12 protein-coding genes are annotated in these 15,638 nt (G+C 63.9%); 10 read left to right on the forward strand and 2 right to left on the reverse strand.

What is annotated here, in order from left to right; all coding sequences use genetic code 11:
- The first annotated feature begins 31 nt into the window (after positions 1-31).
- Genes ACRARE_RS11590 through ACRARE_RS11605 form a run of 4 tightly spaced genes read left to right on the forward strand, consistent with a single transcriptional unit; the run spans position 32 to position 6,953 of the window.
- On the forward strand, positions 32-1,594 hold the full coding sequence (locus ACRARE_RS11590) for a class I SAM-dependent DNA methyltransferase (protein ID WP_432656598.1): 1,563 nt from the start codon (positions 32-34) through the stop codon (positions 1,592-1,594).
- Positions 1,587-2,834: a restriction endonuclease subunit S gene (locus ACRARE_RS11595; RefSeq protein ID WP_432656599.1), complete on the forward strand. Its 1,248-nt coding sequence runs from the start codon at positions 1,587-1,589 to the stop codon at positions 2,832-2,834. Before ACRARE_RS11590 ends, ACRARE_RS11595 begins: the two co-directional genes overlap by 8 nt.
- On the forward strand, positions 2,831-3,820 hold the full coding sequence (locus ACRARE_RS11600; protein WP_432656600.1) for a DUF4268 domain-containing protein: 990 nt from the start codon (positions 2,831-2,833) through the stop codon (positions 3,818-3,820). The genes ACRARE_RS11595 and ACRARE_RS11600 overlap by 4 nt, the downstream gene beginning before the upstream one ends.
- Entirely contained in the window at positions 3,813-6,953 is a 3,141-nt protein-coding gene (locus ACRARE_RS11605) for a type I restriction endonuclease subunit R (protein ID WP_432656601.1), read from the forward strand. Before ACRARE_RS11600 ends, ACRARE_RS11605 begins: the two co-directional genes overlap by 8 nt.
- On the opposite strand, the gene ACRARE_RS11610 is transcribed toward ACRARE_RS11605, so the two are convergent.
- Positions 6,950-8,152, reverse strand: coding sequence for a tyrosine-type recombinase/integrase (locus ACRARE_RS11610; RefSeq protein WP_432656602.1), 1,203 nt, complete (start codon positions 8,150-8,152; stop codon positions 6,950-6,952). The two genes, ACRARE_RS11605 and ACRARE_RS11610, sit on opposite strands and share 4 nt — an antisense overlap.
- Positions 8,153-8,743: 591 nt before the next feature.
- Between ACRARE_RS11610 and ACRARE_RS11615 the strand changes: the two genes are divergently transcribed.
- From ACRARE_RS11615 to ACRARE_RS11625, 3 genes are all read left to right on the forward strand, one after another.
- On the forward strand, positions 8,744-9,391 hold the full coding sequence (locus tag ACRARE_RS11615) for an SGNH/GDSL hydrolase family protein (RefSeq protein ID WP_432656603.1): 648 nt from the start codon (positions 8,744-8,746) through the stop codon (positions 9,389-9,391).
- A 73-nt stretch (positions 9,392-9,464) separates the two neighbouring features.
- Positions 9,465-10,196 carry a FadR/GntR family transcriptional regulator gene (locus tag ACRARE_RS11620; protein ID WP_222478199.1) on the forward strand — a complete coding sequence of 244 codons (732 nt, stop codon included), beginning with the start codon at positions 9,465-9,467 and terminating at the stop codon, positions 10,194-10,196.
- A gap of 158 nt (positions 10,197-10,354) precedes the next feature.
- Positions 10,355-11,518: a mandelate racemase/muconate lactonizing enzyme family protein gene (locus ACRARE_RS11625; RefSeq protein WP_432656604.1), complete on the forward strand. Its 1,164-nt coding sequence runs from the start codon at positions 10,355-10,357 to the stop codon at positions 11,516-11,518.
- On the opposite strand, the gene ACRARE_RS11630 is transcribed toward ACRARE_RS11625, so the two are convergent.
- Positions 11,503-12,273 carry a FadR/GntR family transcriptional regulator gene (locus ACRARE_RS11630; protein ID WP_432656605.1) on the reverse strand — a complete coding sequence of 257 codons (771 nt, stop codon included), beginning with the start codon at positions 12,271-12,273 and terminating at the stop codon, positions 11,503-11,505. The two genes, ACRARE_RS11625 and ACRARE_RS11630, sit on opposite strands and share 16 nt — an antisense overlap.
- A 287-nt stretch (positions 12,274-12,560) precedes the next feature.
- Between ACRARE_RS11630 and ACRARE_RS11635 the strand changes: the two genes are divergently transcribed.
- The 3 genes from ACRARE_RS11635 to ACRARE_RS11645 all read left to right on the forward strand — a co-directional run bounded on the left by ACRARE_RS11635 (position 12,561) and on the right by ACRARE_RS11645 (position 15,596).
- The gene (locus ACRARE_RS11635; RefSeq protein ID WP_432656606.1) at positions 12,561-13,499 is read left to right on the forward strand and encodes a tripartite tricarboxylate transporter substrate binding protein; all 939 of its coding nucleotides are present in this window, start codon (positions 12,561-12,563) and stop codon (positions 13,497-13,499) included.
- A 63-nt stretch (positions 13,500-13,562) separates the two neighbouring features.
- Positions 13,563-14,084 (forward strand): tripartite tricarboxylate transporter TctB family protein, encoded by a 522-nt coding sequence (locus tag ACRARE_RS11640; protein ID WP_432656607.1) that lies wholly within the window; start codon positions 13,563-13,565, stop codon positions 14,082-14,084.
- A gap of 18 nt (positions 14,085-14,102) precedes the next feature.
- The gene (locus tag ACRARE_RS11645) at positions 14,103-15,596 is read left to right on the forward strand and encodes a tripartite tricarboxylate transporter permease (protein ID WP_432656608.1); all 1,494 of its coding nucleotides are present in this window, start codon (positions 14,103-14,105) and stop codon (positions 15,594-15,596) included.
- Positions 15,597-15,638: the final 42 nt, after the last annotated feature.

Genomic DNA, 15,638 nt, shown 5'->3' on the forward strand with positions numbered 1-15,638 from the left:
CGGAATACAGGTTTTTGAAAGTTCCGATTGAATGGCCCAAGACACCCGAAAAGCAGATCTCGACTTTGCCGCCGATCTTTTCAAAGCCGCCGACAAGATGCGCGGAGGGTTGGAGCCCTCGGAATACAAGCACGTCGCGCTGGGGTTGATCTTTCTGAAATACATCTCCGAGGCGTTTCAGGCCAAACATGAGGAACTGTCGCAAGACGACCTGGCCGACCCCGAGGACCCCGAGGAATACCTGGCCGAGAACGTCTTCTGGGTGCCCGAGACCGCCCGCTGGTCCTTTGTCCAGCAAAACGCCCGGTCCGAGAATATCGGCAAGATCATCGACGATGCGATGGAAGCCATCGAGGCGCAGCCGACGAACGAAAGCCTGAAGGGCGTCCTGCCCAAGACCTACGCGCGGCCCACCCTGGACAAGACCATGCTGGGCGAGCTGGTCGACCTCTTCTCGAACATCAAGCTGCATGACAGCGCCGACCGGGCGCGCGATCTGCTGGGCCGGGTCTATGAATACTTCATCTCGGGCTTTGCCAGCGCCGAGGGCAAACGCGGCGGCGAGTTCTTCACCCCCCGGTCTGTCGTGCGGACCCTGGTCGAGATGCTGGAGCCCTACCAGGGCCGGGTCTATGACCCCTGCTGCGGCTCGGGCGGCATGTTCATTCAATCCGAGAAGTTCATCGCTGAACACGGCGGCAACCCGTTGAACCTGGCGGTCTACGGGCAAGAGATCAACCATACCACCTGGCGCCTGGCAAAGATGAACCTGGCGGTCCATGGCATCGACGCCGATATCGCCTGGGACAGCGCGGGCAGTTTCCACAAGGACGCGCACCCGGGGCTGAAGGCCGATTACATCCTGGCCAACCCGCCCTTCAACATCTCGGACTGGGGCGGCGACCGCCTGACCGAGGATGAGCGCTGGCAATATGGCATTCCGCCCAAGGGCAACGCCAACTTCGCCTGGATCCAGCATATCATCCACCACCTGGCGCCGCGCGGCCATGCGGGGGTTGTGCTGGCCAATGGCTCGATGTCGTCGCAGACCAGCGGCGAGGGCGAGATCCGCAAGCGCCTGATCGAGGAAGACCGCGTCGATTGCATGGTCGCCCTGCCGGGGCAGCTGTTCTACTCGACCCAGATCCCCGTCTGCCTGTGGATCCTCAGCCGCGACAAATCCGCCAACGGGCTGCGCGACCGGCGCGGCGAGGTGCTGTTCCTGGATGCCCGCAACCTGGGCCACATGGTGGACCGGGTGCGGCGCGAGTTTTCCGCCGAGGATATCGAGAAGATCGCGGGCACCTACCGCCGCTGGCGCGCCCGGCCCGAGACGCTGGAGGCGCAGGGCTGGGACGCCTACGCCGATGTGCCGGGGTTCTGCAAATCCGAGGGGCTGGAGACCATCCGCAAGTTCGACCACGTGCTGACCCCGGGGCGCTATGTGGGCGCCGCCGAGGAGGAGGGCGACGGGGTGCCGTTTGAGGAGAGGTTCGCGGCGCTGCAAGCTAAGCTATTCGATCAGATGTCGGCTTCTGAAAAGCTTGGCCAGACGATCCGGCAAAGCTTGGCTCAGGTGAGTAGCGATGCCTGAGGTTTGGAGCGAAAAGCGTCTCGGTGACGTCATAGAATTGAAGCGGGGATATGATTTGCCCACTTCAAAACGGGTCGCTGGGGCAACGCCGATTATCTCGTCATCTGGGCCGACTGGACGGCACAATCAGCCTAAAGTAGCCGCACCCGGTGTTGTGACGGGGCGCTACGGAACAATTGGGCAGGTCTTCTACGTGTCTGAAGATTTTTGGCCCTTGAATACCACGCTCTATGTTCGCGATTTTAAGGGGAATGATCCCAGGTTCATTTCCTATTTTCTTCGTGGTGTCGATTTCATGGCCTATTCGGATAAGGCTGCGGTGCCCGGAGTTAATCGTAATCATTTGCACGAAGCGCAGGTGCGCATACCCAACGTCGATACGCAAAAGAGCGTTGCCCGGGTGCTCGGCGCCCTCGACGACAAAATCGAGCTGAACCGGCGGATGAATGAGACCCTGGAAGAGATGGCGCGGGCGCTGTTTCGGGATTGGTTCGTCGATTTCGGCCCGACCCGCCGCCAGATGGCGGGCGCAACCGACCCCGCCGCGATCCTGGGCCAGGCCTTCCCCGCCGACAAAGCCGCCCCCCTCGCCCCGCTGTTCCCCGCGACACTGGGGGAGGACGGCTTGCCCGAGGGGTGGAGTAAGCGGCCAGTCGGGGATCTGGCAGAGATAGTTGGAGGTGGGACGCCGAGTACCAAGACAGAGGCGTTTTGGGCTGGTGGGACTCATCTTTGGGCGACCCCACGTGATTTGTCTAAGCTTGCGGGGGTTTTCCTCAGGGAAACAGAACGAAAGCTCTCAGACGCGGGGCTGGCAAAGGTTAGTAGCGGATTGTCGCCAGCGGGAAGCGTGTTGATGTCGTCCCGAGCACCTATCGGCTATCTCGCCATCGCCTCGGCACCCGTTGCGGTGAACCAAGGCTTTATTGTCTTGAGGCCAACTGAAAGGTTCCCGACGCACTTTGCCAAACTATGGTGCGAGGCGAACATGGAGACGATCGAGTCCAACGCCAATGGCTCGACCTTCCAAGAGATTAGCAAGAAGAATTTCAAGCCTATCCTGGCTACGGTCGCTCCACGGGACACCATGGCCGCATTTGCAGAGCTCACAGAGCTTTTCTACGGCAGGATCAAATCCAGCGAGGAAGAGAACCAAACCCTCGCCGCCCTTCGCGACCTGCTTTTGCCCAAACTCATGTCCGGCGAAATCCGCCTGAAAGATGCGGAGGCCCTGTCATGACCCTTGGCCGTCTAGAGAAAATCGACCTGCGGGACATCTGGAAGACCGAAGATCAAGACTTCACGCCCTGGCTTGCGCGAGAGGAAAACATTTCGCTGCTTGCCGACACCCTGGGATTGGAGTTGGAGGTCGAGGCGCAGGAAAAGGAGGTCGGGCCGTTCCGCGCCGACATCCTGTGCAAGGATATCCGGAACGACAGCTGGGTTCTGATCGAGAACCAGCTAGAGCGCACGGATCATCGGCACCTGGGGCAGCTTATCACCTATGCGGCGGGGCTGAAGGCGGTGACCATCGTCTGGGTGGCGGCAACCTTCACCGAGGAACACCGCGCCGCGCTGGACTGGCTTAACGCGGTGACCGGCGACGATTTCCGTTTCTTCGCGCTGGAGGTGGAGTTGTGGCGGATCGGCCAAAGCCCGGCGGCGCCGAAGTTCAACATTATCTCCAAGCCCAACGAATGGTCAAAGACCGTAGGGGCGGCCACGCGAAGGATCGAGGCCGAGGCTTTGACCGACACAAAGCAGATGCAACTGGCCTTCTGGGAAAAGCTGCACGCCGACCTTCAGTCGAACCCACGCATCAGAACGCAAAAGCCCCGGCCTCAGCACTGGACGAACCTGCCCATTGGACGCTCGGGGATGCGCCTTGGGGCGATCCTGAACACGCGCGAGAACAGTCTCGCCGTTGAACTGTACCTAGGTGACGAAAATGCCGCCGCCTTTTTCCGAGAGCTTGAGCAGTCGAGGGAAGACATCGAAGCGGAATTGGGGTTCTCGGTGGTTTGGAAGCCTTTGCCCGAGAAGCGCGCCTGCCGGATCATCTATTACAAGACGGAATGCCCCTTGGATGATGCGGCCCGTTGGGCAGAGTATCGCGCGTGGATGATTGAAAGCCTGGAGGCATTTGATCGCGTTTTCCGCCCAAGAGTCAAAGAACTCGACCCGTCTCGCTTTCTTGGTCCGGCTGAAGAGGTAGGGGATGTTTAACGAAGACCTCGTCGAACAGGCCGCGCTGCATATCCTGCAAGAGCTGGGCTGGCGCTATGAAGAGCCGCTGGCGATTGCGCCGGACGGGCCGGACAGGCGGCGCGTGTCAAACGGCGATGTGGTGCTGGCGGGGCTGCTGCACGATGCGGCGCGGCGGCTGAACCCCGAGATCCCCGAAGAGGCGCTGGAACAGGCGCTGCGGCAGGTCCAGATCTCGGAAACCCCCTCGTTGATCGAGGAAAACCGGCGCCTGCACCGGCTGTTGGTCGATGGGATCGACGTGGAATTCCGCCGCGCCGACGGGTCGATCAAGGGCGACAAGGTGCGCCTGATCGACTTTGCCACCCCGGCCAACAACGACTTCATGGTGACGAACCAGTTCACCGTGGTCGAAAGCGGCCATAACCGCCGTCCCGATGTGGTCGCCTTCGTCAACGGTCTGCCCCTGGTGGTGATCGAGCTGAAGAACGCCGCCAGCGAGACGGCGACGATTGCCGACGCCTTCCACCAGCTTCAGACCTACAAGGCGCAGATCCCCTCGCTGTTTCGCACCAATGCGGCGCTGATCACCTCGGACGGGCTGTTGGCGCGCGTGGGCTCGCTGAGCGCGGGGGAGGATCGGTTCATGCCCTGGCGCACGGTGACCGGGGCCAAGGACGACTTTACCCCCGAGGGGCCAAAGGAGATGGACACCCTGCTGCGCGGCGTGATGCAGCCCGAGCGGCTGTTGCAGCTGCTGCGCGATTTTACGGTGTTCGGCGACCGGGGCGATGGCGTCTTCAAGGTGATCGCGGGCTATCACCAGTTCCACGGCGCGCGAAAGGCGCTGGACAGCGCCATTCAGGCGGTCAGCGCCGAGGGGGACCGCAAGGTCGGGGTGATCTGGCACACCCAGGGGTCGGGCAAAAGTTTCCTGATGGCCTTCTTTGCCGGTCTTCTGGTGCGCGCGCCCGCGCTGCAAAACCCCACGGTGCTGGTGGTGACGGACCGCAACGACCTGGACGATCAGCTATACGGCACCTTCTCGCTGTGCCGCGACCTGATCCGCCAGACGCCCGAGCAGATCGAGGACCGCGAGGATCTGCGGGCAAAGCTGGACCGGCAATCCGGCGGGGTGATCTTCTCGACCCTGCAAAAGTTCTCTCCGCTGGCCGGGGAAGAGGCCTTCCCGATGCTGTCGGACCGGCGCAACATCATTGTCATCGCCGATGAGGCGCACCGCAGCCAGTATGGGTTCGACGCCAAGCTGGACGGCACAACCGGCCTGCGGCGCTATGGCTATGCGCATTTCCTGCGCCAGGCCCTGCCGAATGCGTCCTTCGCGGGCTTCACCGGCACGCCGATTGAGGCAACGGATGTGAACACGCCCGCAGTCTTCGGGGATTATGTCGATATCTACGACATCAGCCGCGCGGTCGAGGACAAGGCCACCGTGCCGATCTACTATGAAAGCCGTCTGGCGCGGGTCGAACTGGAAGAGGACAAGCTGCCGGAAATAGACGCGGCGGTCGATGCGCTGTTCGACGATGAAACCCTGGCGGAACAGGAAAAGGCCAAATCGAGCTGGGCGAGTGTCGAGCGCCTGGTGGGTGCGCCCCCGAGGCTGGACAAGGTCGCCCAGGACATCGTCACCCATTTCGAGGACCGGGTCGAGGCGATGGCGGGAAAGGGCATGGTCGTCTGCATGAGCCGGGCCATCTGCGTTGATCTCTATCAGCGGATCGTGGCGCTGCGCCCGGCCTGGCATTCCGACGATGACAAAGAGGGGGCGGTCAAGGTCGTGATGACCGGCTCGGCCTCTGACCCGCTGGATTGGCAGCCCCATATCGGCAGCAAGGCGCGCCGGGATCTTCTGGCGAAACGGGCGCGGGATCCAGACGACCCACTGAAGCTGGTGATCGTGCGGGATATGTGGCTGACCGGCTTCGATGCGCCCAGTATGCACACGATGTATATCGACAAGCCGATGCGCGGCCATGGCCTGATGCAGGCGATTGCCCGGGTGAACCGCGTGTTCAAGGACAAGCCGGGCGGTCTGGTGGTCGATTATATCGGGATCGGCCAGAACCTGCGGAAGGCGTTGCAAAACTACACCGCGACGGATCGCGATCAGACCGGCATCGACGAAGAGGAAGCGGTTGCAACGCTTCAAGAACTGGTCGAACGCTGCCAGGCCTTCTTTGCGGGTTTCGACTATCAGGGCGGGATCATAGGTGCGCCGCAAGACAGGTTGCAGGCACTGGCCGGGGCGATTGAATGGGCCTTGGCCCGGCAGAAGGCCCGAGCGGATGCGGAGACCGAAGAAAAGGCCAAGAAGGCAGCGCTGAACTATTACGCCGATCTGGTCGCCAACCTGTCCAAGGCCTTTGCCCTGGCCGCCGCTAGCGATTACGCGCAGTCGGTGAAAGAGGAGGTGGGCTTTTTTCAGGCCGTGCGGGCGGCCATGTCCAAATCCTCGCCCAAGTCCGGGCTAAGCCAGCGTGAGAAAGAGTTCGCGGTAGGTCAGCTGATCTCGGAGGCTATTTCCGACGCCAGCATCATTGACGTCTTGGCGGCGGCAGGGCTGAAAAGCCCGGAGATCTCGGTTCTCTCCGAAGAGTTCCTGGCCGAGATCCAGACCATGGAACAGAAGAACCTGGCGCTGGAGGCCCTGAAGAAGCTTTTGGCGGGTGAGATCAAGGCGCGCCAGCAGCAGAACGTGGTCGAGGCCAAGGCCTTTTCCGAACGGTTGCAGGCCGCTGTTGCCCGCTATCATGCCAACGCCATCACCAGCCTGGAGATGATCCAAGAGCTGATCGACATGGCCCAGGACATGAAGGCGGCGGCGCAGCGGGGCGAGGATCTGGGGCTAAGCCAAGAAGAGCTGGCCTTCTATGATGCCCTGGCAGAGAACCAAAGCGCGATGGATGTGCTGGGCAATGAAGAGTTGCGCAAGATCGCCCATGTCCTGGTCGAGCAGCTTCAGCAGAACGTCACCGTGGACTGGCAGCGCAAGGAAAGCGCCCGCGCCAAGCTGCGGGTGCTGGTCCGACGCATTCTGAAGAAATACGGCTACCCACCGGACCTGGCCCCCGCCGCCATCAACCTGGTCCTGAGCCAGGCCGAAACGCTGCTGCGTTGGAAGGCGCCCTAGGTTGCGGTCGTGTCTTTCGCGAAGATGACCACTTTGCTGTCGTCCTTTAGCGTTGATGCCCGCATGGCCCAGGCTTCCATCAGCTTGCGCCGCTTGTCGAAGAGGTCAGATCGGGCATAGGCGGCCTCTGCCTTGTCCTTGATGCCATGCGCCAGCGCCGCTTCGATTACCTCGCGCGGAAACCCGGTGGTCTCGCCTGCCCAATCCCGGAAGGTGGACCGGAAGCCGTGAACCGTGATCCCTTCGCGGCCCATCCGGCGCAGGACGGCGGCCATGCTCATGTCGGAGATCGGCTTTCCGGGTTTGGTGTCGCTGCCAAAGATCAGTGCCTCGCCGGGCAGGTCTTCGCCGTGCCGCCCAAGCAGGGCCAGGGCTGCATCGCTCAGCGGAACGCGGTGTTCTTTCGCCGCCTTCATGCGTTCTGCCGGAATGGTCCAGACCTGCGCGCCTAAATCCACCTCGGCCCAGGTCATGCCGCGCGTTTCACCAGAGCGGGCCGCCGTAAGGATGGTAAAGGCAAGCGCCCGTGCCGCAACCCCTTCCCGTTTGGCAAGGTCGGTCATGAAATCGGCGATCTGCGCATGGGGGAGGGCCGGGTGGTGTTTGACCGCGCGCACCTTCTTTGGTTTCGGCAAGAGGTGGTCGAGGTGTCCCCGCCACCGCGCCGGGTTGTCGCCGCTGCGGATGCCCAGGGCAGAGGCATAGTCGAGCACGGCTTCGATTCTCTGGCGCACACGGTTGGCGGTCTCGGGCTTCTCGGACCAGATCGGTGTCAGGGTCGAAATCACGTCAGAGGTTTCGATCTTGGCGACCTGCACCGCGCCGATCTTGGGGAAGACGTAGGTTTCAAGGGTCGAGGTCCATTGTGCCGCGTGCTTGGCATTCTTCCAGCCGGGGCGCTTGCTTTCGATCAGCTCCAGGGCGGTGTCCCTAAAGGTCTTGGGTTTGGCCTGTCTCTTCTTGGCGATAGGATCCTCGCCCTCGGCGATCTGCCTCCGCGCTTCGGCGGCACGGTCACGGGCCATGGCAAGGCTGACGTCAGGATAGGCGCCAAGCCCAAGGTCACGTCGCCGTCCATGCACTTGGTAGCGCAGCACCCAAGAGCGCGCGCCCGAGGGCTTCACATAGAGATAAAGACCCCGCCCGTCGCCGTGTCGGCCAGGCGCCGCTGTTTCAACCTTGCGCGCTGTAAGAGCCATATCATTCCCACATTCATTCCCACACTTGAACCTGATTTGGGGCGGACGCTAACGAACTGCAAGGGGCGGGTGCGAATTTAGTTGTATGAAAAATATGAGGAAAAATGAACATCGACGAACTTTGCGGGATCTCGAAGAATGGCGGTTATACGGACACCTCCTCCGCCACCGTCATTTGCGGTGTTTGATCGGGTCGCCCTGGGCGGCCCTTTTCTTTGCTCATCAGGGTGTTGGTGGTGGATCCTTCCGGCGTCCGGCGCTGGATCGTCAGGATCACGGTAAAGGGGCCGCGGAACCGCAAGGACGCGTCGCTCGGGACCGGCTTTGGTCTTGGGGTGCCGGTCAGGCCGCCCGCTGGGCGCTGACATATCTCGGGGTGGACGGCAGGCCCGCCACTCTCGACTTCAAGTCCAGAAACCCGGCGTGAGTTTGGAATATGCCATGGCCTGCTTTTGAAGCAGGGCGCCGCCAGCTCTGGGCGCCTGGTCATGCCCGTAGTGGCGTCGTTTCACGGGGGCGATGTTTGGCGACTGGTAATGGGTCACCAGTCGAGCTAGTAAAGACGAAGTTGTAAATTTGGTGAATAAATTGATGACCCGGAATATCCTTGCCTTCGGAGACAGCCTGACCTGGGGCACCAACCCTGTTGAGGGCGGGCGGCACCTCTACGAGGATCGCTGGCCGACCGTTCTGGGGGCAGGTCTCGGCGCCGCTTACCATATCATTCCCGAAGGGCTTGGGGGGCGCACCACGGCCCATGATGACCTGACGGCGGCATTCGATCGCAACGGTGCGCGGGCTTTGCCGATGATGCTGGCCAGCCATTCGCCTTTGGACCTGGTCATCATCATGCTGGGGGCCAACGACCTGAAGGCGCAGATCTGTCCCACGGTGCACGCCGCTGCGGCCGGCATGGGGCGGCTGGTCGAGATAGTGCGCAGCTTTCCCTACGCCTGGGGTATGCAGGCGCCCAAGGTGCTGATCGTGTCGCCGCCGCATTTCGTTCTGAAGGCCGACGGCAGCGGCCCGCAATCTGGCCGCCGTGTGGAGGAAAGCCACAAGCTGTCCGAGGTCTATGCCGACCTGGCGAAGGCTCAGGGGTGCGGCTTCTTCGACGTGGCGCCATATGTGCAAGCCAGCCCGGTCGATGGGGTGCATCTGGATGCGGCCAATACGCGGGCTTTGGGGCAGGCGTTGATCGCCCCGGTGCGCGATCTTCTGCAACGATCACAGACCTAAAGGCCAGGTTGCGGTGTCGCCGGACGCCAGTTATGTTTTTGGACAAATTTACAAATTCCGGTGGTAGTGCCTCGTGTCTCAAATCCCCAGTGCCGATGCCCATCCCGTCGTCGCCCCGCTGCGCAAGCGGCGCCTGGCGGATGAGGTCTATGCCCAGATCCTGTTGCAGCTTTCGACCGGTCGCTACGCGGTGGGAGAGCGGCTGCCGACGGAAAAGGAGCTGGCGGCCATGTACGATGTCTCGCGTCCCGTGGTGCGCGAGGCGCTGCAACACTTGCAGACCGACGGTCTGATCGACGCCCGGCGCGGCTCTGGCACCTTCGTGCTGCGCCTGCCGCCGCATGAGATGGCGCATTACACTGACGACGCCCGCATCGCCCAGTACATGCGCGCCTACGAAGTGCGTCAGTGCCTGGAGTCCGAGGCCGCCCGCCTGGCGGCGCTGCGCATCAACCAGGCCCGGCTGCGGCGCCTTCAGCAGGCGTTGCAGAAAATGGAAGAGACGATGGAGCGCGGCGAGGATTCGCTGGAGGCCGACTTCGACTTCCACCTCGAGATCGCCCGCGCCTCGGACAACGACCTGTTCGAAAAGCAGCTGATGCTGCTGAAGCCCGACATGGTGGGCACGATGCGCATCGCCTCCTCGATCACGGTGGTCCGCCCCGAGGCGCGCAAGCGTCGGGTCTTGCAGGAGCATCGCGACATCTTCGATGCGATCAGCGTCGGCGATGCCGAGCTGGCCCGGCTCTACATGCGCTATCATCTGGTCAGCGTGCGGCACCGGATCATCGACCAGGACAGCTGAGCCCCGCCGGGCGCGATCTGTCAAATTTGACAAATATAAGATAATTAAATTGACATATCTTGCAGCGCCCGACAGGTTGCGCCGCAAGGTCGGGCGAGCTGTGCCCGGCGGCGGTCACCGGCAGAGGAGCGGGTGACCCGAGACCCCCGGAGGACCCCATGAAGATCACGTCAATTTCCCTCGTGCCGATCCAGACCCATCGGCGCACCGGTTCGATCAGCTCTCACCTGATCTTGCAGATGCATACGGACGAGGGGGTGACGGGGCTGGGCGAGATATCGGACCTGGATTGCTACCGCATGTACATGCCCGACGTCGACGCGGTGCGGGTCGGGATCGAGAAGATTGTCCTGGGGCGCGACCCTTTCGCGGTGCAGGCGATGCACAACGAGATGGCCAAGTTCCTGCATAACTACTTCCTCTCGGCGCCCAGCTATCCGCCCTTCACCCCGGCGTCCCAGATCGCCGCGGGCATCGACATGGCGTGCTTCGACATCATGGGCAAGGCGCTGGATACCCCCGTCCACACCTTCCTCGGCGGCCAGGTGCGGGACCGGATCGACATCTGCTATCCGCTGTTCCAGGTGAAGTCGGAGGCGGATTACGAGCGGAACCTCGGGTATATTCAAGAGCTTCTGGATCAGGGCATTTCCCGCTTCCGTTATTACGTCGGGGTGGACTTCAAGAAGGATGAGGCCTTCCTGGCGGCGCTGCGCGACCGGTTCGGCGACCGGGTGATGCTGAAGGCGCTGGATTTCCAGGCCCGGCACTACTGGAAGGACACGCTGCGCGCCTATGACCGGTTGAAGCAGTTCGGCTTCGAGGTGATCGAAAGCCCCAGCTGGCGCGAGGATTTCGCCGGTATGGCCGAGCTGCGCCGCCGGGTGGAGGCGGATATCTCCGAGCATTGCTCCTCGGCCTCGCAGGCCATGGCGATGATCCGCGCCGATGCGGTGGACATCTTCAACGTGACGGTCAACTCGGGCGGCCTGTTGCAGGTCAAGAAACTGGTTGCCCTGGCCGAGCTGGCGGGGCTGCGCACCCTGATCGGCACCACCCAGGAGCTGAGCATCGGCACCGCCGCCCATGCCCACCTTGGCGCCTCGATGGCCGAGATCGCCACCGCCTCCGATCCGGTGGGGCCGCTGCTCTATGCCGAGGATGTGGTGAAGGAAAAGGTCCAGATTAAGGACAACCAGATCGCCGTGCCCACCGGTCCGGGGCTGGGGGTCGAGCTGGATGAAGACGCGTTGGAGCGCCTGCGCGCGCCGCTGGTCGAGTGGGACCGCGCGGCCCATGGGGCAGGCTACGTTTCGGACTGATCCGTGGCGGGCAGGGCGCCACGGCTGTGCTTCTCCCCCAGGAAGACGCGCCGCCGGGCGTCCTCGATATGGCGGCGCATAAGGTCGCGGGCGGTGTCGGCGTCGCCTGCGGCAATTGCCGCCAGGATGGCGCGGTGTTCGGCGGCCATGGTGCGCAGCCGCTCGTCCCGGCTGCGGTGAGGTAGGGTGATGGCAATGGTCACGCCGCTGCGGATCGCCGGCAGGACGGCCGAAATCGCTTGCAGATAGAAGGGGTTGTCGGTGGCCCGGGCGAGGGCCAGGTGAAAGGCCGCATCCTCCTCCCGGCCCACGACCGAGGGGTCGGTCAATCCGCTCTCGGCTGCTGCGCAGGCGGCCTCCATCGCCGCAAGGTCGGCGGGGGTGGCCCGTGTGGCGGCCAGGGCCGCGGCTTCGCCCTCCAGCCCGGCGCGGTATTCGTAACAGGCAAGTGTTTCGGCGATGGCGCTGGCCTCCACATGATCGAGCACTGTTGGGCTGGGAGGGTTGATGACCCGCGTGCCGGCGCCCTGGCGGGATTCCACGATCCCGTCCAGGCGCAGGCGCAGGAGTGCCTGACGCAGAGCGGAGCGGGGAACCTCCAGGATCTGTGCCAGCTCCGCTTCCGGCGGCAGGCGTGCGCCAACCGGCCAGTCCCCGGTGGTGATCCGCTGGTAAAGCCGCTGGTAGGCCGTATCGCGCGGCGTCCGTCCCGTGGCGGGGGCAGGGGAGAGTGGCGGGTCCTTGGGGGCAGTCATCGTTGCTCCGCGAATCGTGGGGTTGCAGCGATTGTATAGTTAACTTCCCTTTTTGCGGATCTCGCTTTTGCGGCGCTTCTGTTGGTGTCGGCGCGTGGTTCGCCGTAGCGTCCTGAAAAGATGTAAAAGTTTGCAAATCTTGGATGTGACCGGCCTTTGTTGTTGACCTTCTTGCAGGAATATAAGTAATCAATATTTACAACATTTGTCATCGTCCAGGGGGAGGCCCGGCGGTGCAAAGCGGCCGCCGACGGCGGCGCGATCCCGGTTTATTGGAGGAGAAAACCGTGTCTAAGCTTCTGACAAAACTGATGCTCGCCAGCGCCCTGCTGGCCCCCACTGCGGCCCTGGCCGAGGTGGACTACCCCGTGGATACCGTGCGTGTCTTCGTGCCCGCCAAGCCCGGTGGCGGCACCGACGCCGGGGCCCGCCTGTTCGCCGAGTTCTTCGAGAAACATTCCGATGCGACCGTGGCCATCGTGAACCAGCCCGGCGGCGGCGGCGTGATCGCGGCCCAATCCGTGGTGCGCGGCGCCGATGACGGTTCCGTCCTGCTGTTCTTCCACGCCGCGCTGCATACGGCCAACCTCTTCGGCCAGTCGCCCTTCGCCTGGGACAGCTTCACGCCGCTGGCCACCACCTCGGCGGTGAACGAGGTTTACGCGGTGCGCGCCGATGCGCCCTATTCCAACATGGAAGAGTTCGTCGCCTACGCCAAGGAGCACCCCGGAGAGCTGAACGTCGGCTCGCAGCTGGGCGGCACCACCCAGGTCAAGGGGCAGGCGATCAACGCCGCCACCGGGGGCAACCTGCGCATCGTCGATGCCGGGACCGAGGCCGACCGCACCACCGCCCTGCTGGGTGGCCAGGTCGACGTGATCTCGATGAGCGTGGCCAACGCGATCCAGTATTCCGCCGACGGGCAAATGACCGTGCTGGCCGTGATGAGCTCTGAGCCTGATCCCGCAGCCCCCGAATTCCCGACCACCGCCGATGTCGGCATGGACTTCTCGCTGCCGCTGACCATGACGGTCTATGGCCCGGAAACGGTGGATGACTCGGTCAGCGAAGCCTTCGAGGCCGTTGTGGCCGAGATCGCTGCCGACCCCGACTATGCGGCCCGTCTGGCGACCCAGGCCCAGGTGCCGGCGCTGCGCGGCCCGGCCGCTGCGGCCGAGTTCCTGGCCAGCGAAAACGCGACCATCGCAGACCTTCTGGCCGAGTAAGGCCAGGCGTGCCGCGCGGGGCCTTCGGGCCTCGCGCGGCGGACCTGTCTCCATGGGGGTGACATGACCACGGACCGTATCATCGGCGCCATCTGCGTGGCGCTCGGGCTGGCGATGCTGGCTGGCGCTTTGCAGATCCAACAGAATTTTCCCGGCTCCGGCGATCCCGGGCCGCAACTCGTGCCGCTGATCCTCGGCGGTTTGCTGGCGCTCCTGGGGCTGTCGCTGGCCCTGCGCCGCCCCGCCGCCCCGATGCTCAGCGAGACGGCGCGCGCCACGGCCGATGCCACCGAAGCCGCCCCGGAGGACGCGCCCGCGCCGCAGCTTGGCACCCTGGATCCGCCCAGCCTGCCGCGCCGTATCGGCATCGCCCTGGCCTTCATGGGCTTCCTCGCGCTTTTCACGCCGCTGGGCTTCTCGCTGTCCGCCACGCTGTTCCTGGCCATCACCATGAGCCTGATGGACACGCTGACCCTGCCGCGCATCCTGGCGCGCAGCGCCGTGGCGCTGGTGGTGGTGATCCTGCTGGGGCTGATCATGACCCACCTTCTGGACCTGGCGGTCCCGGGCGTCTGGTTCGCCTGAGACCATAGGAGTTTCCCAATGTTCGATCTGGTTCTCGCGAGCCTAGTTCACCTGTTCGAGCCGAAGATCCTGGCCCTGATGCTGATGGGGGTCACGGTCGGCCTGATCTTTGGCGCGCTGCCGGGGCTCAGCGCCACCATGGCCATTGCGCTGCTTTTGCCGGTGACCTTCGCCATGCAGCCCGACACCGGCATCGCCATGCTGATCGCCACCTATATCGGCGGCGTCTCGGGCGGGCTGGTGGCGGCGACGCTGCTGCGCATTCCCGGCACCCCCAGCTCTATCGCCACGACCTTTGACGGTTACCCGCTGGCCCGCAAGGGGCAGGCGATCAAGGCCCTGGCCACCGGCATGGTGGCAAGCGCCGTGGGCAGCCTTCTGGGCATGGCGGTGCTGGTGGCCTTCGCCCCCGTCATCTCGCGCTTTGCCATCAACTTTGGCGCAGCTGAATATACCGCACTGACCGTCGCCGCCCTGGTGCTGGTCGTGGTCCTGTCCGAGGCGGACCTGACCAAGGGGCTGATTGCCGCCGTGCTGGGGCTGTCGCTTTCCACCATCGGCTTTGCGCCCATCGGGTCGGCGCAGCGGTTTACCTTCGGCAATATCGACCTGCTGTCGGGGATCGGCATCGTGCCCTTCATGGTCGGCCTCTTTGCCGTCGCCCAGCTGATCCGCGAGATCACCGAGCCGACCTTCCAGATCAAGGAAAAGCTGGACCTGCGCGGCAAGGGCGTGCGGCTGGCCGAATTCATCGGCAATGGCGTCAACATGATCCGCTCTTCCGCCATTGGCGTCGGCATCGGCGTGTTGCCGGGCATCGGCGGCTCGGCGGCCAACCTGGTAGCCTATGGCGCCGCCCGGTCCTCCTCGCGCAAGCCGGAAGAGTTCGGCAAGGGCAGCGTCGAGGGGATCTATGCGGCGGAGTCGGCCAACAACGCCTCGGTCGGCGGGGCGCTGCTGCCGCTGCTGACCCTGGGCATCCCGGGTGACGGGGTGACGGCGATCCTGATCGGCGGTTTCACCATCCACGGCATCCAGCCCGGTCCGCTGCTTTACAAGTCCGAGCCGGGGCTGATCGCCACCATCTACGCCGCCTTCCTGCTGGCCACCTTCACGCTGCTGCTGGTGCAGCTGCTGACCATCCGCATGTTCCCCCGCGTCCTGCTGATCCCGCGCCACTACCTGGTGCCCGGCCTGGCGCTGCTGATGGTGGTGGGCGTCTACGTCGGCGAATACCGCACCTTCGATCTGTGGATCATGCTGGGCTTCGGGGTCTTCGGCTACCTGCTGGAACGCTTCGGCTTTCCCCTGGGCCCGCTGGTGCTGGGCTTCGTCCTGGGCACCATCTTCGAGACCAACTTCCGCCGCGCGCTGATGTACTCGAACGGCGACTGGACCACCTTCGTCACCCGGCCGATCTCGGGCGCGCTGCTGGGGGTGGCGGCCCTGCTGCTGGCCTTCTCGCTTTGGCGGATCATCGCGAAACGCCGCCGCCTCCGTGCCACGGCCTGACCCCGACCTGCCTGCCGGGCGTCCGCGCCCGGCCCCTCTCCC

Source organism: Pseudooceanicola aquaeponti, assembly GCF_050897975.1.
In the GTDB taxonomy this organism is placed as follows: domain Bacteria; phylum Pseudomonadota; class Alphaproteobacteria; order Rhodobacterales; family Rhodobacteraceae; genus Pseudooceanicola.